The sequence below is a fragment of the Mesorhizobium sp. M0195 genome (assembly GCF_040322115.1).
In the GTDB taxonomy this organism is placed as follows: Bacteria; Pseudomonadota; Alphaproteobacteria; order Rhizobiales; family Rhizobiaceae; genus Mesorhizobium.
This window is the reverse complement of the sequence record NZ_JAMYSV010000041.1, coordinates 1-20,422: the sequence shown is the minus strand read 5'-3', so window position 1 is coordinate 20,422 and position 20,422 is coordinate 1. Positions and strand designations below refer to the sequence as shown.

Genomic DNA, 20,422 nt, shown 5'->3' with positions numbered 1-20,422 from the left:
TGTCGGCCGATCCTGCCTAGGATGGGGGGCCACTCTCGTCGGCCGAGTTGATGCTCCAGCCAGTATCGCCTTGCCGACCAGCATGGGTTCGCCGTTAGCAATCCATCCTCGCGGGCCAATGCTATCGTGCACGTGTCGCAGCACTCCGGGCGGCTATATCGCCTAAGACAGCATGACGAAGCGTTCCAACTTCCTGTTCGGCGAGCCCGTGTGCAGTTCCTGACTCGGACAGTGGACGAGAATTCTCTTGGCGGTACTGCGCCAGAAGGCATTCCCGTCCAACGGAATCAAGCGACGACTATCAGCCGCAAACGTCACATCACAAGAGCGGTCTTCCACCCATTGCAGATTATCCGACTGATCAGGCGGCGTCCGATATGTCCGACTCTGCCTCAAGAATTCCCACAGGTATGGACAGCGATCTCGCTATCCGATTCCGATAGCCCTTATTGTACTTTAGACCCCGCTCGATGTTTTGGATTTCCTGAGCGGCAAGCCCGCACGCGACCGCGAGGTCCTCGATTGAATACCCAAGGTGCTCACGATAAGCGCGGATGATGTGGGTCCCCTGCGACATAGCCGTCAAGACTGGCTCGGGAATGCGCGAATCCTTCATAAACATCTCCAAGAAGATGGGAGCGCCTGACAAATCGGGAGATTTCCTCCCCGACCCTTGGCGCACACCCAGCAAATCAAAAAAATGGACGTCCATTCGGCCGGACCGGCCTCATCCATGGAATGGGCCACTTGAAATTGGCAGCCGGGTCGGAATATGGCGGCTCACCTGCTTCTGATCAAGTTCTAAGAACCTGCCCGCCATGAGATGGCCTGATCGGCTGTAGCGCATTCGACCTGCGATCCTACACGACTCATTCTCCCCGATCGCTTTCTTGAACAGCAACTCGAACTCTCACTGACGCCTCCAGTGGCTATTCGCGGCACCGTCCACCCAGCCTCGCGGACGCTGATACCTTCGACCAATTTCCACCGCCGATGCAGCGAAGATGGACAAGCATCGCCAGCTGTAAAGGTTCACAATCATTCGACCGTGACCGATTTTGCGAGATTGCGCGGCTGGTCTACGTCTGTGCCCATGAAGAGCGCCGTGTGGTAGGCAAGAAGCTGTATCGGCAGCGAGAAGATCATCGGCGCGATAATCTCGTCGACAGCCGGCAACACGAGCGTGTGCATGGTGTTGAGTTTCGATGCGGCTGCCCCTTTTTCATCGGTGATGAGGATAATCCGCCCTCCACGGGCAGCCACTTCCTGCATGTTGGAGACGGTCTTGTCGAAAAAGCGATCATGGGGCGCGATGACGATCACTGGCATGTTGTCGTCTATCAATGCGATCGGACCGTGCTTCAATTCACCCGCCGCATAGCCCTCGGCATGGATGTAGGAAATCTCCTTGAGCTTCAGCGCACCTTCCATCGCTAGCGGGAAACTGGTGCCACGGCCGAGATACAGGACGTCACGACACTTTGACAGTTCGCGCGACAGGAACTCCATCTCCGACTGGATGCTGTTGAGTACCTGGCCCATGACGCGCGGCACTTCGGCGAGGCTCCGGACGAGCGCCTGGAGCTCGTCTTCGGTTACGGTCCCGCGGGCTCTGGCGGCGCCGATGGCAAGTGCGGCTAGAACGGCAAGCTGGCAGGTAAAAGCCTTGGTGGAGGCGACGCCGATCTCCGGTCCGGCAAGGATCGGGAAGACCGCATCGGCCTCCCGAGCGATGGTCGATTCGCAGGCATTGACGATAGCGCCAATTTTCAGCCCACGCTCCTTGCAGTACCTCAACGATGCGAGCGTATCAGCGGTTTCGCCGGACTGCGAAATGAAAAGAGCCGCCGACTGCGGCGACAACGGGATCTCGCGGTAACGGAATTCGGACGCAACGTCGATTTCAACTGTCAGGCGCGCATAGCGCTCGAACCAGTATTTTCCGATCAGTCCGGCGAGATAGGCGGTCCCGCAGGCCGAGATCGCCAAGCTCGGGATCCTGGCGAAATCGATGCCAGAAACCGTGTCGGCGCGATTCTCTATGATGTTGCTATAGTGACGGAGAGCATGGGCGATGACTTCGGGCTGCTCGTAGATTTCCTTCTCCATGAAGTGGCGATGGTTGCCCTTGTTGGCCAGATCGGCCGCGGCCGTGGAGGTATGGCGCGGACGCTCGACGGGATGGCCGTCGAAATCGAAGATATGGGCGCCCGAATTGCCGACAATGGCCCAGTCGCCCTCGATGAGATAGGTAATTTCATTGGTGAAGGGAGCAAGCGCGATCGCGTCGGAACCCAGGAACATCTCGCCGTCGCCGTGACCGATCGCCAGCGGTGGTCCATTGCGCGCCGCCATGATGGTCGACGGATCATCTTCAAAGAGGACAGCAAGCGCATAGGCGCCCCTGAGGCGTTTCAGCATGGCACGCATCGCGTCTTGCCGCCTCATGCCGTCCCGGCGGTGTCTTGCCAAGAGATGCGCGACGACCTCGGTGTCGGTGTCGGTCTGGAACTCGGCGCCAGCCGCCGCCAATTCGTCCTTCAGCTCGGTGAAATTCTCGATGATCCCGTTATGGACGACGGCGACACCGTCGGTAAAGTGCGGGTGCGCATTGCGTTCCGTCGAGGCCCCATGGGTTGCCCAACGCGTGTGGCCGATGCCGATGTTGCCGCTCAGCGGCTCTTCCTTCAGTCTCCTCTCGAGATTGACGAGCTTGCCCTCGGCGCGCCGGCGGTGCAAGGCACCTTCGGTGATCGTCGCAACGCCGGCGGAATCATAGCCGCGATATTCCAAACGCTTCAATGCGTCGACCAACCGATCCGACACCGGCTGTTGCCCAATGATGCCAACAATCCCGCACATGTTCGTCTCCCCATTCTTGCCGGCAGCTTCAGCCCACGCGAGACGGATGCCCATCCGGCCGCGTTCATTCGGGACCTTGTAGTAGTATTCGGTAATATTGGTACAATTGATTGTAGGGATAACTATCATCCACCACATGGATGAGCCCCTGATCTAAACTTCTCGTTGCGCCTGACGCCCTCATGACCGAACGCAAGCCCACACCCCGCGGCACGAAGGACCAATCGGCCATGCGCGACCATCCCGGCTACGCACCTGACACGAAGCGCCGCCGCTCGTAATCACGCGGTGATCGGCGTGATCACAAGCACTGTAGTTAGGCAGCATCAGCGACGCATGATCGGCATCATCATCATCGGCAGCGTGGGCGCCGTCGGCATGATTCACGTGTTCGTCACGTTGATCATAATCATCGTCGCCGCCGATCAAGTTTCTGATTGCCTGCCGCTGTTGACGCCGCTTTCGCCGGTAGAGCTTAGCCCGCGATGGCCTATCAATACGCTGTTGGTCGGCATGGCCGAAACCGAGAGTCAGGCGGCGCAGGCCACAGAGCACGTTCAGCGACCGTTTCAGTCAGCGCCGGCTTTGTCGGGGTTCGTAACGGTCATCAGGATTCTCGGGGCATGAATGCACTATCACGAAAACGTTGGTTCTCAGTGCTTCGTCCGTATTACTCAAACCGGATTCCCGCAGCGGAAGAACTAGGCGCGTGTCACGTCTTGTACAAGGCACAATAGCAGTGAGAAATGGAGATTGATGCCTGCGCGTTTTCGAATAAGACAATCACCAAGCTGTCACCCGAATTACATCAGGAACTGTCTATAGCCGCCGCCCATCAGGTAGCGGCCACGTTGGATGGCGCGACGCACCTGATCGCGAAGATGGCTACCTGGATGAGACCAATCTTCTTCGACACGGCGTCTCCCAAACAGGGCAATGGCGATCTCCTGATGAGATGCTCCCGCAAGCGAGCCGTCCAAAGCCTGGAGCACGATACGCAGACGCGCTCCGCGGGGTTCCGGCGGAAAGCAAGCAGCTGCCAGGCGGCCGCAACCATTGATGTCGTTCAGGAACTGAAGGGCAGCGACATGGAACTTCAGGTGCTGCGGCTGCACGATCGCGTCGACATATAGCCGCAACGGGCGGAGAACGGATGCACCGGAAAGGGCGATCTGCAGACTCCGGCAGTCCTCCCTCAGCAGCACGTGCTGCACGCCGGCAGGTGTCAGCAGGATGTCCTTGCAGCATGAGAGCGAAGAGAGATCAAGCGGTTCAAAATCGTGGTCGAGCCCAACCGGCTCCGCGGCCGCTCGTAGAATACGGGCGCAGTCGCGCGGATCCCAAAAGACCCTTGCCGACGTAGCGTCCGACTGTGGCGCGTCCGCGAAAAAGGAGGCTCCATTGTCTTAGGAAAGATGATCCTGTCGTCAACTCGATTATCTTCATGTCGGCCTGGGCTCCGACAATGCAGGCGGACGGTGCCATTTTGGCGTGGTCGCGCTGGAATTGTGGATTGCGCCGAAGAAACTCCCAGGCCCAGGCAGTGCGTGGCAATCGTCTGGCGTAGTGGTAAGCTTCGTGACGACGCCAGTCCGGCCAGCATACAAGACCGACCGTCGCTTCCTTGGGCAGACCTGCATCCTTCACGGCTCAGGTGTCCACAATGGCGCTATGCCGACGGGCCTAGAACCGGTTGCCACAGTACCGGTCCGCTCAGACGTCCCCTGCTGCGGATGCGCAAAAGGCTCGCGCGGGAAATCTCGAGAAACCCGGCCACCGCCTCCGTTTTGCCGACGGACTTGGGTTGTCCGATGCGCGACAATGGCCACGTCGCGAGGCGAAGGATCCGTTCCATGCGCGTATCCGTCACCGTTACGATCCGGGTCAGATCCTTGGCCAAGCCGAACTCGATCATGCCCGCGAAGAGCTCGTAGGTTGCCTGGGCCAGCCCGCCCGCTGCCTTGGGCGCCGACGGAGGGAGATCGAGCGCGAAACGACTGCTCTCCCATATGTCGGCAGTCGAGGGCACGACGTCAGCACCCAGCAGCACCGGGAACGTGTCGCGCAACATTGTGGGTCCGGTGCTGGGCAAAAGACGCACGCAACCGCGAATTCGCCAGTCGGATCCCTTGAGGAGCAGATAGACAGGCTTCAGACCATCAAACGGGTCTGTTTCCATCTGGTCTTCGGTATCAACTTCCCAATCGAGCCTTTCCTTGAACACCCGAAACCTGAGCCCGTGCATCTCTTTGAGCTCGCTTGCGAACTCGTTGTAAAGGTCTGGTGTTATCAGCTGCATCATGGTCGCCTCCGTGCGGGATGTGTTCCCGCCATGGAAGGGCAAAGCTGGCAGCGATGCAGCCTGTAGAGGTTTACAGCTATCGTGGCCGAAGAATCAGGATCTCGCCTGGCCGGAGGCAGCCAGTCGTGCAACGGCCTGGTTGATCGTTCGAACGCCAAGCTTTGCCTTGGCGTTTTCCAGGTGAAAGGTCACGGTGCGCTTTGAGACGCCGAGAAGCTGGCTGATATCCCAAGCCGACTTGCCGCGCGCCGCCCATTTCAGGCACTCGAACTCCCGCGGGGTGAGCGTTACACCATCCACCACGCGATCGTCGGCGAGCCTGCGCCGGACATGGATATGAAAGTTGATGGCCACCAGCTGCAATGCTTTTTCGTAACGTGTCAGTGACCGCAACAGAGGCGGACGGGACTCGTCGGAAGCAAAGGTCAGGGCAGCAAACCGGCCGCGATGATCATGCATGGACATCGTCAGGCCGCCCCGGATGCCAAACTCAGCCGCACTCTCCAGAATTTGTTGCTGCGAATTCGGCAGACAGTGCCGAGCGCGATCCACACCCCAATCGAAGGTATCCCAGCCTTGCAGCCCGCGCAGGATGACCGGATCAAGACTGTGGTACCGCTGTTGCAGATAACGTGATGTCCAGGATGAAGGATAGTTTGAGATCAATTGCGGGGCGTCGCCGGGGGCCGACGGGTAAGTGAAATAGGCGAATAGCGGAAAATCGAAGCCGGCTGCAGCGGATGCCATTGCCTCACGGAGATCGGCAGCATCAACACTTGCAGACAGTTGCTCGACGAAGTTCTCAAACACGCGATGCATTTGCGCTTTGCGTAACCTCCGTGATCGCTCGATGCCAGGCAGAGACCTTGTTTTAAACGATCCCGGACGGATACAGCGCGTGCCGAGAACCCCGTTAATCTGTTGAAACCCGTGATATTCTGACGTTGTCTATGAGCCGTGTGCCGCCGAGCCAGGCCGCGACAAGCAAGCGTGCAGGTCGGTCAAGGCTTGTCATGGGTCGCAGATCTGCCTCGTCGCGAAGTTCCAGGTATTCGACCTCGCGATAGCCCGCAGCCAGAATTGCTGCGCGCGCTTCGGCAAGCGTTGGCAGGACGGGCGAGCCGCGGGCAAGCCGCTCAGCCGTCTCGAGCAAGACCGATGGTAGCTCGGGGGCAACAGCACGCTCTGCTGGCGAGAGCCGGACATTGCGCGATGATAGTGCAAGACCGTCGGCTTCGCGGACTGTCGGACAAGGAACAATGGTGATTGGAATATCCAGGTCCCGGGCCATACGCCTGACTAGCTGAAGCTGCTGAAAGTCCTTTTCGCCAAAGAAGCCGAAGTCAGCGCTGGTCTGCAGGAAGAGCTTGGCGACGACGGTCGCCACGCCATCGAAATGTCCCGGCCGGAAGGCACCGCACAGGCCCTCGCTGACACCGGACACCGAAACGGTCGTGGCGAAGGCCGCCGGATACATTTCCTCTGCATCCGGCGCATAAAGCAGGTGCGCGCCAAGCGGTGCCAGCTTGGCGGCATCCTCGTCCTCGGTGCTCGGATACGCGGCGAGATCGGCCTGGCTGTTGAATTGCTTCGGGTTGACGAAGAGCGTCACGATCACCCGGTCGGCCTTCTCGAGTGCCGCGCGCACCAGGCTGAGATGACCCTTATGCAGGACGCCCATCGTTGGCACCACGGCAATCCTCACGCCCTCGCGGCGCCATGCGGCGACGATTTGGCGAAGCTGGGCAACGCTCCTGACAATCGGCACGCTCACGCTGCTTCTCCGCTCTTGGTGGCGTCCCCGTCGGCGGGCTTGGGCGCATCGGCAAACACGTGCTCGGCGGCCGGAAACTGGCGCTCCTTCACTTCCCGCGCATAGGCCGCGATCGCAGCCGCAGCGGCCTCCCCCAGTTCAGCATAGCGCTTGACGAATTTGGGCCGGAAGTCGCCGAAGAGGCCCAGCATGTCGTCGACGACGAGAATCTGGCCGTCACAGGCTGCCGAGGCACCGATGCCAATGGTCGGGGTCGCCACCTCCCCGGTGATCCGGCGGGCGAGCGCCTCGGGAACCTTCTCCAGCACGACCGCAAAGGCGCCCGCTTCGCTCACCGCAAGCGCGTCGCGCCTGATGCGCTCGGCATCCCCGCCTCTGCCCTGCACGCGGTAGCCACCGATGGTGTTGATCGCCTGCGGCGTCAAGCCGACATGGGCCATGACCGGCACGCCGCGCGCGGCGAGGAAGCCGATCGTCTCTGCCATCGTTTCGCCGCCTTCGAGCTTGACGGCCGCGCAGCCGGTCTCGGCCATGACGCGCGCGGCATTGCGGAAAGCCTGCTCGGGGCTTTCCTCGAAGGAACCGAACGGCAGGTCGACGACCATCAGCGCCTGCTCGAGGCCACGGCGCACGGCCTGGCCGTGAATGATCATCATCTCCAGCGTCACACCGAGCGTCGAGGGCAGGCCGTGGAGAACCATGCCGACGCTGTCGCCGACCAGCACCACATCGCAATGGGGATCGACAAGCCGGGCGACTGGGGTCGTGTAGGCGGTAAGACAGACGAGCGGCGTCCCACCTTTGCGCGAATGAATATCCGGCGGTGTGATCGCCTTGGTGTCACCAAACGCACTCAATGGACCCTCCTTCCCCAACGTTACCAACCGCGGGTGTCGCGTTTGCCACATTTTTGTGCAAGTGCGAAGAGCTAAAAATGGCCGTGCAGCTGTGCGGTGTTGACGCGCGGACAGGCGCGCTTACATTTAATCGATTCAGGCGCTCCCGAGCTGGCCAACCACTTTCGCGAACATGGACGATCAGGCAAAAGGACCCAGGAAAGACAGAGCCGCCGTCAAGGCCGACGAAGTCAAAGTGGACCTGATCGCCTTTGTCGTCGCCGTAAACGACAGTGAACCCTGTGTCCTCACCATCGGCCAGGCGGACACCCTGCCCTCCGGACCATTTGCGCTTGAGCACCGATCGCTGCAATCCGGTTTGAGGGGGTGGGTCGAGCAGCAGACCGGCCATCCGCTGGGGTATATTGAGCAACTCTACACCTTCGCGGATCGGGATCGCATCGGCGCCGAGCGCCAGCAGCGCGTCATCTCCATCAGCTATCTCGCATTGACCCGCAAGGAACAGGCAGCTGGCTCGCCCAAGTGCGGCTGGCAGAGCTGGTATGAATATTTTCCATGGGAGGACCACCGCTCCGGCACGCCTCCGGTCGTGCTGGACGTTCTGCGACCGCGCCTGATTGAATGGGCAGACGGCGTCAGCGACGCGGCCACGCGACGTGAACGCTGGCAGCGGGCGACGATAGCCTTCGGCTTCGACGACCGCCTTTGGAACGAGGAACTCACGCTTCAACGCTATGAGTTAGTCTACGAAGCAGGCCTGGTCCAAGAGGCCGGAAGCGGACGGGACGCGACGCTGCCTCCGCTGGTGCCTAGCAAGTCCATGGTCGCCGATCATCGCCGCATCGTGGCGACCGGCATTGCGCGGCTGCGCTCCAAGATCAAATACCGGCCGGTCGTCTTTGAGCTGATGCCGCCGGTCTTCACGCTTTTGCAGCTGCAGCGAACCGTGGAGGCGCTTGCCGGCAGGCTCGTGCGTAAGCCGAACTTTCGCCGGCTGATCGAGCAGCAGGAGCTGGTCGAAGAGACCGGAGAGGCAACCGCGGAGACCGGCGGCCGGCCAGCGAAGCTTTACCGGTTCCGCCACGCCGTTCTCGACGAGAGGGTCATCGCCGGGACAAAATTGCCGCTGGCGCGGGGTTGACATCGCTTATACTCACAGCAAGTATATGCTGGTTATTTTCAACTAGAGTATAAGCTGGAGGGGTCGATGAGCGCCATGCTGCCTGCGACCGCGTTTCTCTACGAGCGCGTCCGACGAGTGATCCCGCCGATCGAATGGCCGGCTTTCGTCGAGGATATCGAGGCGATCATTGCACTGAAGCGCGAGCGCAACGCCATCATCCTGGCGCACAACTATCAGACCCCCGAGATCTTCCATTGCGTGGCCGACATCGTCGGCGACAGCTTGGCACTGGCCCGCACGGCTGCGACGATCGAGGCGCAAGTCATCGTGCTGGCTGGCGTACATTTCATGGCCGAAACGGCCAAGCTGCTCAATCCGCAAAAGACGGTGCTCATTCCCGACCTGCGGGCAGGCTGTTCGTTGGCGGAATCGATCACGGCAGAAGACGTGCGCTTGATGCGCCAGCGTTATCCCGGCGTGCCGATCATCACTTATGTCAACACGTCGGCCGAAGTGAAAGCCGAGTCGGATATCTGCTGTACATCCGGCAACGCCAAGGCGGTCGTCCAATCCCTTGGCGTTCCCCGGGTGATCATGTTGCCGGACGAATATCTGGCCCAGAATATCGCCGCCCAGACCGATGTGCAGATTATCGCCTGGAAAGGGCATTGCGAGGTGCATGAGCGCTTTACACCGGCCGACATCCGCGAGTTGCGCGAAAGCCATCCCGGCGTGATCGTGCTCGCGCATCCCGAATGCCCGCCCGACGTCGTGGCTGAAGCAGATTTTTCCGGCTCGACCGCTGCCATGTCCGACTATGTCGACAGGCAAAGGCCGGCACGTGTCATGCTGATGACCGAGTGCTCGATGAGCGACAACGTCGCGTTAGCGCACCCAGAGGTCGAGTTCATCCGGCCCTGCAATTTGTGCCCTCACATGAAGCGGATCACGCTTGCCAACATCCGCATGGCGCTCGAGCAGAACCACCATATCGTAACCATCGAACCCGGGATCGCCGGGCGCGCGCGGCTTGCGGTCGAACGGATGCTGGCAATTTGAGCGCCGATGTCCGCAGCTTCTTCGGGCGGCCCATCATCATCGGCGGCGGCATCGCCGGATTGATGACCGCGCTTCAACTGGCGCCGGAGCCGGTGCTGCTTCTGTCCAGGACGCTGCTGGGAGCTGACAATTCGAGCACGTGGGCACAGGGTGGTCTGGCTGCAAGTTTCGGCGAAGACGACGATCCGGAACTGCACCTGGCCGATACGCTTGCCGCCGGGGATGGTCTCTGCGACACAGACGTGGCGAGCCGCATCCTCCAAGCCGCGCCCAAGGCGATAGAGGGGCTTGCGCGCTTTGGGGTTCCCTTCGACCGTACGTCGAAAGGATCACTGTGCCTCGGATTGGAGGCCGCACACAGCCGACGTCGCATCGTTCATGCGCATGGTGACGGCACCGGGCGTGAGATCATGCGTGCCCTGATCGCGGCTGTGCGTTCCACTCCGTCGATTGTTGTCGTGGAGGGCGTGGAAGCGCGCCGACTGGCGGTGCGAGAGAATGCGATCCGAGGCGTCTGGGCGAGCTGTTCGATCGGACCTGTCTTCTTCGGCTCACGGCGGGTCGTCCTCGCCACCGGTGGGATCGGGGGACTGTTTCTCGACACCACGAATCCTTCGGGCAGTTGCGGACAGGGCCTGGCGCTTGCGGCCCGCGCTGGAGCTGTCCTTGCCGACCTCGAGTTCATCCAGTTCCACCCGACCGCGCTTGACGGCCCGGAACGCCCTATGGTGCTGCTCAGCGAGGCCGTCCGCGGCGAAGGTGCTGCCCTGATCGACGAAACCGGCCAGGCTTTTCTCCAGAGCGTGCCAGGGGCGGAACTTGCGCCTCGTGATGTCTTGGCGCGCGCCGTCTGGAACCATCTTGCCAACGGCCACCGTGTTTTTCTCGACGCGCGGCAACGGCCTGGCCCGGAATTTGCTCGACACTTCCCGACAATCGCATCAGCCTGTCGTGGAGCCGGCATCAATCCCGCGCGCGATCTCATCCCCATTCGTCCGGCCCAACACTACCACATGGGTGGCGTTGCCGTGGACGGCTCCGGTAGGACCTCCGTCAAGGGGCTGTGGGCCTGCGGCGAAGTCGCTTCGACAGGACTGCATGGCGCCAACAGGCTCGCCAGCAATTCCTTGACCGAGGCCGCCGTGTGCGCGCGCTGGGTCGCTGAAAGTGTCGCCGGAACGCCTGCTCGCAGAACAAAGCGTGCGTTTGCGGACGTTTACCCATCGCCCGCGCCGACACCCGTGCGTGTTTTCCTGTCGCGTGCACTGGGCATCGTCCGGGATGGTGAAGGTTTGAAAGCAGCCGCATATACCTTGTTGCCGCTCGCCGAAAGCAAGGACGCGGCCTCGGATCCGGCGGCTGTCGGGCTAATGATCGCGGTTGCCGCCCTGTTGCGCGAAGAAAGCCGCGGCGCTCATTACCGGACAGACTTTCCTCATCATGCGACTGTCGCCCGACGGTCCGAAATCACCCTCGAAGCCGCTTTGGCCGCTGCGCGGGAACTCGGACACTCGCCAAGGCTCGAAGGGGCAAAGTGATGACGTTCTCACCGCTTCCCACGGTCATGCTTGAGCCGCTTGTAAGGGCAGCTCTTCTTGAAGACCTTGGCAGAGCCGGCGACTTGACCACGGAGGCCATCATCCCGAAGGCACACCAAGCGGGAACCGTGCTGGCGGCGCGCCAGTCCGGAGTTGTCGCCGGCCTCGATCTGGCGATGCTCGCTTTCCGCTTGATTGATCCTGATATCGAAATCTCGGTGGAGCGGGCAGACGGCTCCAATGTCATGGATGGAGAGGTCATTGCATCAGTGGTTGGCCCTGCCCGGGCCATTCTCACAGCCGAACGGACGGCACTCAATTTTTTGTGCCATCTGAGCGGCATCGCTACAGCAACGGCATCGATCGTCGCCGCGGTTCGTGGATATGGCGCGAAGATCGTCTGCACGCGCAAGACGACGCCCGGATTGCGGGCAGTCGAAAAATACGCCGTGCGCGCAGGTGGCGGATCCAATCACCGCTTCGGCCTCGACGACGCAATTCTGATCAAGGATAACCACATCGCCATCGCAGGCGGCGTTCGCCCGGCGCTCGAGCGAGCACGAAGACGGGCCGGTCATCTCGTCAAGATCGAGGTCGAGGTCGATACGCTGGCCCAGTTGGAGGAGGTACTTGGCTTCGCTCCCGATGCGGTTCTGCTCGACAACATGTCCCTCGCCGATCTTCGCCGCGCCGTCGCAATCGTTGGCGGCCGTGCTATCACCGAGGCTTCTGGCGGGATCGCATCCGATACAGCGCGAGCGATTGCCGCGACCGGCGTCGATCTGATTTCGGTCGGCCGCCTGACCCACAGCGCGCCGATCCTGGATATCGGCCTCGACTATTGGGGCTCATGATTGTCTGAGGAACGAACAGGATCGAATCAACTGTCCTTTCCGATCGTCGTCAATCAGACAGCAAAGCAAGGCAGAACCGGAGGAACAGCATGGACATGCAAACAGCCAGTCCAACGCAGTCATCGCCACAGGCTCAATCCCCTGACCCTGGAGCGTGGACCCTGGAGAAGGCTCAGGCACTTCACGATGCCCCCTTCAACAATCTCCTCTTCCTCGCGCAAACCGTGCACCGCCAGAATTTCGATCCCAACAAGGTCCAGCTCAGCCGGCTGCTCAGCATCAAGACGGGCGGATGCCCGGAGGATTGCGGCTATTGTAGCCAGTCGGCGCATCACGAGACCGGCCTGAAGGCGTCGAAGCTGATGGAGGTCCGGCGCGTCGTCGCCGAGGCGACCAAGGCGCGTGACGCCGGCGCGACCCGCTATTGCATGGGCGCGGCCTGGCGAAACCCCAAGGCGCGCGACATGGATGCGGTGGTGGCGATGGTCGAAGGCGTCAAGGCGCTGGGCATGGAGACCTGCATGACGCTCGGCATGCTCGATCTTGAGCAAGCCGCTCGACTGAAGCAGGCTGGTCTCGACTTTTACAACCACAACATCGATACGTCGGAACGCTACTATAGCGAGATCATCAGCACGCGGAGCTTTGCCGAGCGGCTCGAGACGCTCGAGCACGTTCGCCAATCCGGCATCAAGGTCTGCTGCGGCGGCATTGTCGGCATGGGCGAGGAGCCGGCGGACCGGATCGACATGCTGGTGACGCTGGCCAACCTGCCGGAACATCCGCAAAGCGTTCCGATCAACATGCTGATCCCGATCCCCGGCACCCCGCTTGCCGACGCCAAGCCGATCGAGCCGATCGAATTCGTGCGCGTGATCGCGCTGGCCCGCATCATGATGCCGAAATCGCATATCCGTCTTTCCGCCGGCCGTACGGCCATGACCGACGAGATGCAGGCGCTGTGCTTTTTTGCCGGCGCCAACTCGATCTTCGTCGGCGACACGCTGCTGACGGCGGACAATCCCGGCGAGGACAAAGATACCCTGCTGTTCCGGCGCCTCGGCATCGAGCCGATGGAACTCGAGGCGCAATGAACGGGGCACCACTTGCCCGCTATGAGGCGACCCTGCAGGGACTGGCGCGCAAGGACCGGCTGCGGACGCTGAAGCCGCGCGCCGGCCTCGACTTCTCGTCGAACGACTATCTCGGGCTTGCCGCCTCCAAAAGACTTGGCGAAGCGGTTGCGGCGGCGATTGCGCGGGGCACGCCGGTTGGCGCCACCGGGTCGCGGCTGTTGCGCGGCAATGCACCGGAACACGAGCAGCTCGAGGCAGACGCGGCGGCGTTCTTCGGCGCGAACCGCGCGCTGTTCTTCGGCAGCGGCTACATCGCCAACTTCGCTCTGCTGACTGCGCTGCCGCAGAAGGGCGATCTTTTGGTCCTCGATGAGCTCGCCCATGCCAGCATGCATGAGGGTGCGCAGGCCGGGCGCGCACAGTTGGTGCTGGCCGCGCACAACGACGTCGATGCTGTCGAGGACGCGATCAAGCGTTGGCGCGCCGAAGGCGGCGCGGGGCGCGTGTGGATCGTGGTCGAAAGCCTGTACAGCATGGATGGCGACCGCGCGCCGATGGAGAGCCTGGTCGCGCTTGCCGATCGGCACGACGCATTCATCGTCATTGACGAGGCGCACGCCACCGGCGTCTGGGGACCGGACGGCCGGGGGCTGGCCGCCGCTTTCGAGGGCCGCGACAACATCGTCGCGCTCCACACCTGCAGCAAGGCGCTCGGCGCATCTGGTGGGCTCGTGACCGGGCCGAGGACACTGTGCGAGTATCTGATCAACCGTTGCCGGCCATTCATCTACGCCACCGCGCCATCGCCGCTGATGGCGGTCGCGGCGCGGGAAGCGCTCGCAATGCTCGCCGACGAGCCTATGCGGCGTGTTCAGCTGCATGAGCGGGTCGCTTTCGCGAGCCGCCAGTTGGCCGATCGCTGCGGCGTAAAGCCCAGCGGCTCGCAGATCCAGCCAGTTGTCATCGGCGACGTCAGCCGCACCATGGCAGTGGCGGCGCGCCTGCAGGGCCGCGGCTTCGACATACGCGGCATTCGTCCGCCGACCGTGCCCGAGGGCACGTCGCGGCTGCGCATCTCACTGACGCTCAATATCAGCGAAGCCGACATTTCCGCCATGGTCGAGGCGCTCGTCGAGGTGTTGGCTCAGACATGACCGGAGGCGACATGACCAAGCGCATCGTCATCACCGGAACAGACACCGGAATTGGCAAGACGGTGTTTTCGGCCGGGCTTGCCGGCCTGCTTGACGGTTTCTACTGGAAGCCGGTGCAATCGGGCCTCGACGGCGAGACCGACAGCGAGGCGGTTGCGCGACTTGCCGGGCTGCCGTCGGGGCGCGTGCTGCCGGAAGCCTACCGCTTGAAGAGCCCGCTTTCGCCGCATCGTTCGGCCGAAATCGACGACGTTTCGATCGAGGCTGCCGATGTTTCGTTTCCGGTCCTGCCGACACCGCTCGTCATCGAAGGCGCCGGCGGGCTGATGGTGCCGCTGAACCGCCGGACAAGGTTCATCGACATATTCGAGCAATGGCAGTTGCCGGTCATTCTGTGCGCCCGCACCGCGCTCGGAACAATCAATCACACCCTGCTGTCGATTGAGGCCCTGCGGGCGCGCGCTATCCCGCTGGCTGGCATCGCCTTCATCGGCGATGAGATGACCGATACGCAACGGACGATCGTGGAATTCGGCGACGTGCCGCAACTCGGCAGGCTGCCGCACCTCGATCCGCTGACGGACAAAACGCTGAGACAAGCGATGATTGCCGGCTTCGACCTCGCTTTGATTGCCGGAGGCGAGTGATGTCGCATTCCCGTGTGTGGCATCCCTTCACCCAGCACGCGCTCGAGCCTTCGACCCCTAAAATCGTCCTGACTGAAGGCGCCTATCTCCACAAAGCCAATGGCGCGCGCATCCTGGACGCCATCTCATCCTGGTGGGTCGTCACGCATGGCCACCGCCATCCGCGCATCATAAAGGCTATCGAGACGACCGCGTCGAGCCTCGACCAGATTATCTTCGCTGGCTTCACTCACGAACCGGCCGAACGCCTGGCCAAGGCGCTTGTCGGTCTCGCTCCCTCCGGACTCGACTGGGTGTTCTATTCGGACAGCGGCTCGACCTCCGTCGAAGTCGCGCTGAAGATGGCGCTCGGCTATTTCCGCAACACCGGCGCTCCGCGCTCGCGCATCGCCGTCATGGAGCACAGCTATCACGGCGACACCATCGGCACGATGAGCGTCGGTGCGCGTGGCGTGTTCAACGCCGCCTACGAACCCTTGCTGTTCGAGGTCGACACCATTCCCTTCCCGGCCGCCGGCCGCGAGCAGGAAACGCTGGATAGATTCGAGGCAGTCTCCCGCGACCGGCGCGCCGCCGCGCTGATCGTCGAACCGCTCGTGCTTGGCGCCGGCGGCATGCTGATGTATCCGGCCTCGGTTCTGACCGGATTGAAGAAGATTGCCGAAGCCTCCGGCACGCTGCTGATTGCCGACGAGGTGATGACCGGCTGGGGCCGCACCGGGAGCATGTTCGCCTGCGAGCAGGCATCGATTTCTCCAGATATCCTGTGCACCTCCAAAGGCTTGACCGGCGGCGTGATCCCGCTGGCGGCCACGCTTGCCACCGATGCGATCTTCCAGGCTCATTATTCAGCGGATCGCAAGAAGACGTTTTTCCACTCGAGTTCCTACACGGCCAATCCGATTGCCTGCGCGGCAGCACTCGCCAATGTCGAGATCTGGCGTGACGAGCCGGTGGCCGAGCGGATCGCGGCCTTGAGCGAGAGACAGGCCGCCGGGTTTCGACGCTTTCGCGACAATGCCAACTTCACCGACAGCCGCGCGATCGGCACGATCCTGGCTCTCGACCTGCGCGCCGGCTCTGCCGGCTATCTGGCCGAGATCGGGCCGAAGCTGCGCGCATTTTTCCTCGAGCGCGGCCTGCTCGTGCGCCCGCTCGGCAATGTCCTCTACCTTCTGCCGCCCTATTGCATCACCGGCGAGGAACTGGACGGGCTCTATGACGCCATCGAGGAGGCCGGCGAACGCTTCGGTTCGAAGCCATGACCGGGTCGTCGCGCATTCTCGGGTTTGGCCATCATGCGCCTGGGCGCAAAGTGGAGAATGCCGAAATTGAGAACAATCTCGGCCTCGAACCGGGCTGGATCGAGCGGCGTACTGGAATCCGGTCGCGCTTCTGGGCAACGGACGAAGACACGCTGTCTGGTCTTGCTGCGCAGGCCGGCGCCATGGCGCTGGCCAGCGCCGGCATTGCGCGCCACGACATCGGTCTGCTGCTGCTTGCCACCTCGACGCCCGATCACCTCCTGCCGCCCAGCGCGCCCCTGATCGCACATCGGCTGGGGCTCGGCCGCGCCGGCGCTGTCGATCTGACCGGCGCCTGCGCCGGCTTCATCTATGCGCTGATGTTTGCGGACGGATTTACCCGCCTGCACGGCAAAGCGAGCCTTGTTATCGCCGCCAATATCCTCAGCCGCCGCATCAATCCCTCTGAGCGCGCCAGCGCCGTGCTGTTTGCCGATGCCGCCGGCGCCGTCGTGATCGGTCCGTGCGAGGATACTGGTCGGGGGATTCTCGGTGCCTCCGTGGATTCGGACGGCTCGCGATACGGCCTGATCCAGATTCCCGCAGGAGGAAGCAACATCCCGTTCCACGGTGACCTCGACCTCGCGCAAACCCGAATGACGATGACCGACGGCCGCGAAGTGTTCGCAAAGGCCGTCGAGATGATGACCGATTGCTCGATAAGCGCGCTAGCCGCTGCCGGAGTGCGACCACACGATGTCGACCGGTTCGTGCCGCATCAGGCCAATGCTCGCATTTTCGATGCGGTCGGGCGAAACCTCGGCGTTGCCGATCACCTGATCGTCAAGACGATCGCCGAATATGGCAACTCTTCCGCCGCGACGATCCCGCTCTCACTGTCGCTCGCCAATCAAGCGGAGCCGTTTCGGCCGGGCGAGAAAATACTCCTGGCGGCGGCAGGTGCGGGACTCAGCGGCGGGGCGCTCGTCGTCGGGATTTAGCCCAGCGAAGCTGCTCAACATCAGGACTGACTTTGTGAGATGAATAGGACAACGGGACCAATGCGAAAATAGTCGCCGGCAAGCTGCACGGCATCCACGTCACCGAGCAAAGCTCAACTACCACGGTTCGATACTGCTCGACCCTGACCACGCGAAGAACCCGGGATCCTGCCAATGGATTCGTGAAGACATGGAGCAAGACTTCCGGCGCGCGAATCTCGACCTATGTCATCCTCGGCGAGCGCGGCTCTCGATGCTGCATCCTCAACGGCGCGGCCGCCCGGAACCTGCCAGCCCACTCCATCCATCTGGACGAAGCGCACATTCCTGTCTGAAGCCGCGGATCGTTACGTTCGTCATCAACAATGTCGTCGGCTTCTCGCCGATGGCAATGCGCTGACGCGGACGGCGTTGACGATTACATCGGCAGGGGCGCTTCAGCAGAACTTTCGCCGGTTGGATGGAGCAGCAGGAACTGGTGGAGGAGACCGGCGAAAGTGCTTTTGATACCGGCGGTCGGCCGGCGAAGCTTTATCGCTTCCGCCACCATGTCCTCGACGAAACGGCGGTCGCCCGGACAAAATTGCCGCTGGCGCGGGCTTGACATCCTTTATACTCAACGTAGAAATATACCCTTATAATCAATTCGATTATAACGAGAAATTCATTCGCAAGTCCGAACCCACGGTCTCGCTCGGGAAGCCCGTATGAGTGGATCGAAGTGATCTTGGAAATGAAACGCCCGAGGACGGGCTTTCAACCTTTGTCGTGAAGGAGGTGCCGCGCGAGTGGGCCAATGCCTTGCGGCAACGGTGAAGGATGTATACCGCCAGTAAACGCATGCGTCAAAGTCGCTGTCGAATGTACAGTTCGTCTAAATGTGCGATACGTTCGATTTGTGCAAGTAACACTTGGAAAGTGTTGCATAAAAGAAAACGTATAATTACATAAAGCAGGCAAGCTAAACTTTAAACTTGCACAAATGAGCGTGGGGCGCCTTGTTCCAGGGCGCCTTTTTTTAAGGATTATCATTAGACTCTCTCCCGGGGGAACTGTGGGTGAAGAAACAACGCATCGTCCTGCTGGCAGCTGTTTTGGCGTCTGCCTTTGGCTTTTTTTTGCTGATCCTGATCCTGCAGATGGTCAGTTTTTTGGTTGACTAGGCACGCGCAAGCGGGATGGATCGCGCAGAGACACGCGGAAGTTTTTTCGCCAGCGAAACCCCGACGACCTGATGGGGAGTCGCGCCAGCAGGGTGGGAGCCACGTCCAGTGCCACCGACCATGCGAGATGCCGATTGTTGGCGCGTCTGTCAGTTCGCGCGGCCATATTCATTCTGGTGCCGATCTGTTGCCTTTTCTGCTTTTCCCATGCGTTTTAGGCCGAGCCAATTTGTGAAGCGGGCGGTCAATGGATCTGCGCCTCGCGATTGCCTGCCGTTGCCTGATTGATCTGGGCGGGATAATCCGAGAGCGAACGCTGCAACCGCGGTTCGAATTGCGCGAAGTTGAACCGGACTTCATCCACGGTCAGGAATTGGTGGGTTGCGCCGGGAAAGCCGGCGACCATCACAAGGTCGCCTTCCTTGACGCCTTCACAGGCTATGGGTAGCCAACTCTTCGGCCGGTAAGGCACATTGTCGCGCGCATATGGCCGGGAGGAACCATCAGGAGCGACATAGGCGCGATAATAGCCGAAGTGGCCCGTGTGGCGCAGCCACATCCAGTTGTCCGTTTGGCCGCCGAAGTTGCCGATGCCGAGCGCGGGCGCATAGACGAGGCGCACGTCCTCAATTTCGAGCTTCTGGAGGAGATAGTAGGAGACGCCGCCATACGTCGCAACGAGCGATTGGGCTGTCCTTCACATGCGGCGATCAGGGCCTTTTTTGTTCGTGGCGAGCCGCTCATAGCGGGCAAACCCGTTCAGCTTGTCCGAGACGCTCTTGAGCATTTCGGCGGTCACATCCCGCATGTCCTCGATCACATAGATGCGGCTGCCTGGCGCCGCGGGCAATTCTTCACCCAGGGCTCTTCGCCAGAAAGCCGTCTGTGAGATAGTCCTGGCCCTCCTTGCTGTGGTATTGGATGGATTCTAACACGCAATGATGATTGGTTGCGACCAGCCCTTGTGGACTGACGAACGAGGCGGAGCATCCGCCCAGTGATACGATCGCGTTGAGCGGGTCAGCGTCTAGACGGCCCAGCTGGGCGGGATCGATCTGGAGCCCATCCGCGCGCATGGCCGCGCACACTTCCGCAGTCTGGCCCGGCATCCACATACCTTCGTCCGCCGATGTAGCCGTGACCGTCCAGAGCAAGGCGATGGCAGTTGCTTTGGCCAAACATTTCAAATTCGAGTTCGTGCTGACTGTCGCTCTCATCTTGCCTCCTGTTCTCCGCAGATTGGATTGGTGACTATCGGGATGGCCGGAGTCCTGGCGCCCGCGCGGCGGCCACACCGTAAAGACCGAGTGGACGGTTAACGCAGGAATCCTGATGGCGCTCACCTCTCATTATATCGGTCGCGCGCAACGTTTGCGGATCATCCGCTGCACCAATCGTGCCAAATGAATAAGTTGCAAATGGTGAGCCGCCCCATCCATGTCCGATCTCCGACGTCGTTCACGTAAAAGGCTCGGTGCTTCCACGCTCGTTTGCTCTTCGCCCGTCCCTCTTCCGTCTTGACTAGCAGGAGCCTACGGCCTATCTCACTGCCGCGTTAGCACTCGCTTCTGGTGAGTGCTAAACACGCTCCGGCAACGGAGAACCGTTCAACATCCGCACCAGGGAAATCCAAAAATGGCAAAGTCGAATTTCCGGCCGCTGCATGACCGCGTGGTCGTTCGCCGGGTCGAATCCGAATCCAAGACCGCGGGCGGGATCATCATCCCCGATACGGCTAAGGAAAAGCCGCAGGAAGGCGAGATCATCG

General features: G+C 61.5%; 22 protein-coding genes and 2 pseudogenes. 13 read left to right on the top strand and 11 right to left on the bottom strand.

Translation table 11 applies throughout. From position 1 onward, the window contains the following. Nucleotides 1–361 precede the first annotated feature (361 nt). Both NKJ12_RS30985 and glmS read right to left on the bottom strand, forming a co-directional pair. Nucleotides 362–577: a helix-turn-helix domain-containing protein gene (locus tag NKJ12_RS30985; protein WP_352453550.1), complete on the bottom strand. Its 216-nt coding sequence runs from the start codon at nt 575–577 to the stop codon at nt 362–364. Nucleotides 578–1,038: 461 nt separating this feature from the next. Then, nucleotides 1,039–2,862 carry a glutamine--fructose-6-phosphate transaminase (isomerizing) gene (glmS, locus tag NKJ12_RS30980; protein WP_352707415.1) on the bottom strand — a complete coding sequence of 608 codons (1,824 nt, stop codon included), beginning with the start codon at nt 2,860–2,862 and terminating at the stop codon, nt 1,039–1,041. A 336-nt stretch (nt 2,863–3,198) separates the two neighbouring features. Between glmS and NKJ12_RS30975 the strand changes: the two genes are divergently transcribed. Further along, the gene (locus tag NKJ12_RS30975; protein ID WP_352707414.1) at nt 3,199–3,489 is read left to right on the top strand and encodes a hypothetical protein; all 291 of its coding nucleotides are present in this window, start codon (nt 3,199–3,201) and stop codon (nt 3,487–3,489) included. 176 nt (nt 3,490–3,665) lie between these two features. Here NKJ12_RS30975 and NKJ12_RS30970 read toward each other — a convergent pair whose 3' ends face one another. The 6 genes from NKJ12_RS30970 to panB form a co-directional block, all read right to left on the bottom strand. Then, the gene (locus NKJ12_RS30970) at nt 3,666–3,977 is read right to left on the bottom strand and encodes a DUF2285 domain-containing protein (protein WP_245278728.1); all 312 of its coding nucleotides are present in this window, start codon (nt 3,975–3,977) and stop codon (nt 3,666–3,668) included. A 157-nt stretch (nt 3,978–4,134) separates the two neighbouring features. Next, nucleotides 4,135–4,509, bottom strand: a complete 375-nt coding sequence (locus NKJ12_RS30965) for a transcriptional regulator domain-containing protein (RefSeq protein WP_352484151.1) — start codon at nt 4,507–4,509, stop codon at nt 4,135–4,137. 22 nt (nt 4,510–4,531) lie between these two features. Further along, nucleotides 4,532–5,164, bottom strand: coding sequence for an acyl-homoserine-lactone synthase (locus tag NKJ12_RS30960; RefSeq protein ID WP_352577954.1), 633 nt, complete (start codon nt 5,162–5,164; stop codon nt 4,532–4,534). A 93-nt stretch (nt 5,165–5,257) separates the two neighbouring features. Continuing rightward, a complete protein-coding gene (locus tag NKJ12_RS30955) occupies nt 5,258–5,983 on the bottom strand; it encodes a LuxR family transcriptional regulator (protein ID WP_352707412.1) in 726 nt (241 codons plus the stop codon). A 94-nt stretch (nt 5,984–6,077) separates the two neighbouring features. Continuing rightward, a complete protein-coding gene (gene panC, locus NKJ12_RS30950; protein ID WP_352707409.1) occupies nt 6,078–6,938 on the bottom strand; it encodes a pantoate--beta-alanine ligase in 861 nt (286 codons plus the stop codon). Then, nucleotides 6,935–7,795, bottom strand: coding sequence for a 3-methyl-2-oxobutanoate hydroxymethyltransferase (gene panB / locus NKJ12_RS30945; RefSeq protein ID WP_352707407.1), 861 nt, complete (start codon nt 7,793–7,795; stop codon nt 6,935–6,937). The genes panC and panB overlap by 4 nt, the downstream gene beginning before the upstream one ends. 172 nt (nt 7,796–7,967) lie before the next feature. Between panB and NKJ12_RS30940 the strand changes: the two genes are divergently transcribed. The 11 genes and pseudogenes from NKJ12_RS30940 to NKJ12_RS30890 all read left to right on the top strand — a co-directional run. After that, entirely contained in the window at nt 7,968–8,936 is a 969-nt protein-coding gene (locus NKJ12_RS30940; protein ID WP_023722073.1) for an NUDIX hydrolase, read from the top strand. Nucleotides 8,937–9,002: 66 nt separating this feature from the next. Then, nucleotides 9,003–9,977, top strand: a complete 975-nt coding sequence (gene nadA, locus NKJ12_RS30935) for a quinolinate synthase NadA (protein WP_352707405.1) — start codon at nt 9,003–9,005, stop codon at nt 9,975–9,977. Further along, the gene (locus tag NKJ12_RS30930; RefSeq protein WP_352707403.1) at nt 9,974–11,515 is read left to right on the top strand and encodes an L-aspartate oxidase; all 1,542 of its coding nucleotides are present in this window, start codon (nt 9,974–9,976) and stop codon (nt 11,513–11,515) included. The genes nadA and NKJ12_RS30930 overlap by 4 nt, the downstream gene beginning before the upstream one ends. After that, nucleotides 11,515–12,369: a carboxylating nicotinate-nucleotide diphosphorylase gene (nadC, locus tag NKJ12_RS30925; RefSeq protein WP_352707401.1), complete on the top strand. Its 855-nt coding sequence runs from the start codon at nt 11,515–11,517 to the stop codon at nt 12,367–12,369. Before NKJ12_RS30930 ends, nadC begins: the two co-directional genes overlap by 1 nt. A gap of 95 nt (nt 12,370–12,464) precedes the next feature. Next, nucleotides 12,465–13,463, top strand: a complete 999-nt coding sequence (gene bioB, locus NKJ12_RS30920) for a biotin synthase BioB (protein WP_352707421.1) — start codon at nt 12,465–12,467, stop codon at nt 13,461–13,463. Then, a complete protein-coding gene (locus NKJ12_RS30915) occupies nt 13,460–14,599 on the top strand; it encodes an 8-amino-7-oxononanoate synthase (RefSeq protein WP_352707399.1) in 1,140 nt (379 codons plus the stop codon). Before bioB ends, NKJ12_RS30915 begins: the two co-directional genes overlap by 4 nt. An 11-nt stretch (nt 14,600–14,610) precedes the next feature. Then, the gene (gene bioD, locus NKJ12_RS30910; protein WP_352707397.1) at nt 14,611–15,246 is read left to right on the top strand and encodes a dethiobiotin synthase; all 636 of its coding nucleotides are present in this window, start codon (nt 14,611–14,613) and stop codon (nt 15,244–15,246) included. After that, nucleotides 15,246–16,511 carry an adenosylmethionine--8-amino-7-oxononanoate transaminase gene (locus NKJ12_RS30905; protein ID WP_352707395.1) on the top strand — a complete coding sequence of 422 codons (1,266 nt, stop codon included), beginning with the start codon at nt 15,246–15,248 and terminating at the stop codon, nt 16,509–16,511. Before bioD ends, NKJ12_RS30905 begins: the two co-directional genes overlap by 1 nt. After that, nucleotides 16,508–17,491, top strand: a complete 984-nt coding sequence (gene bioZ, locus NKJ12_RS30900; protein ID WP_352707393.1) for a 3-oxopimeloyl-[acyl-carrier-protein] synthase BioZ — start codon at nt 16,508–16,510, stop codon at nt 17,489–17,491. Before NKJ12_RS30905 ends, bioZ begins: the two co-directional genes overlap by 4 nt. A gap of 68 nt (nt 17,492–17,559) precedes the next feature. Next, nucleotides 17,560–17,826 carry an aspartate 1-decarboxylase gene (locus tag NKJ12_RS30895; RefSeq protein WP_352707419.1) on the top strand — a complete coding sequence of 89 codons (267 nt, stop codon included), beginning with the start codon at nt 17,560–17,562 and terminating at the stop codon, nt 17,824–17,826. A 103-nt stretch (nt 17,827–17,929) separates the two neighbouring features. Continuing rightward, nucleotides 17,930–18,095, top strand: a pseudogene (locus tag NKJ12_RS30890) (NrtR DNA-binding winged helix domain-containing protein); the annotation flags it as partial. A gap of 803 nt (nt 18,096–18,898) precedes the next feature. On the opposite strand, the gene NKJ12_RS30885 reads toward NKJ12_RS30890, so the two are convergent. The 3 genes from NKJ12_RS30885 to NKJ12_RS30875 form a co-directional block, all read right to left on the bottom strand. Further along, entirely contained in the window at nt 18,899–19,285 is a 387-nt protein-coding gene (locus NKJ12_RS30885) for a S46 family peptidase (protein ID WP_352707417.1), read from the bottom strand. 66 nt (nt 19,286–19,351) lie between these two features. After that, the gene (locus NKJ12_RS30880; protein ID WP_352707391.1) at nt 19,352–19,504 is read right to left on the bottom strand and encodes a hypothetical protein; all 153 of its coding nucleotides are present in this window, start codon (nt 19,502–19,504) and stop codon (nt 19,352–19,354) included. Between the two features lie 4 nt (nt 19,505–19,508). Continuing rightward, the gene (locus tag NKJ12_RS30875) at nt 19,509–19,871 is read right to left on the bottom strand and encodes a S46 family peptidase (protein ID WP_352707389.1); all 363 of its coding nucleotides are present in this window, start codon (nt 19,869–19,871) and stop codon (nt 19,509–19,511) included. A 418-nt stretch (nt 19,872–20,289) separates the two neighbouring features. Here NKJ12_RS30875 and NKJ12_RS30870 point away from each other — a divergent pair. After that, nucleotides 20,290–20,422 (top strand): annotated as a pseudogene (locus tag NKJ12_RS30870) (co-chaperone GroES); the annotation flags it as partial.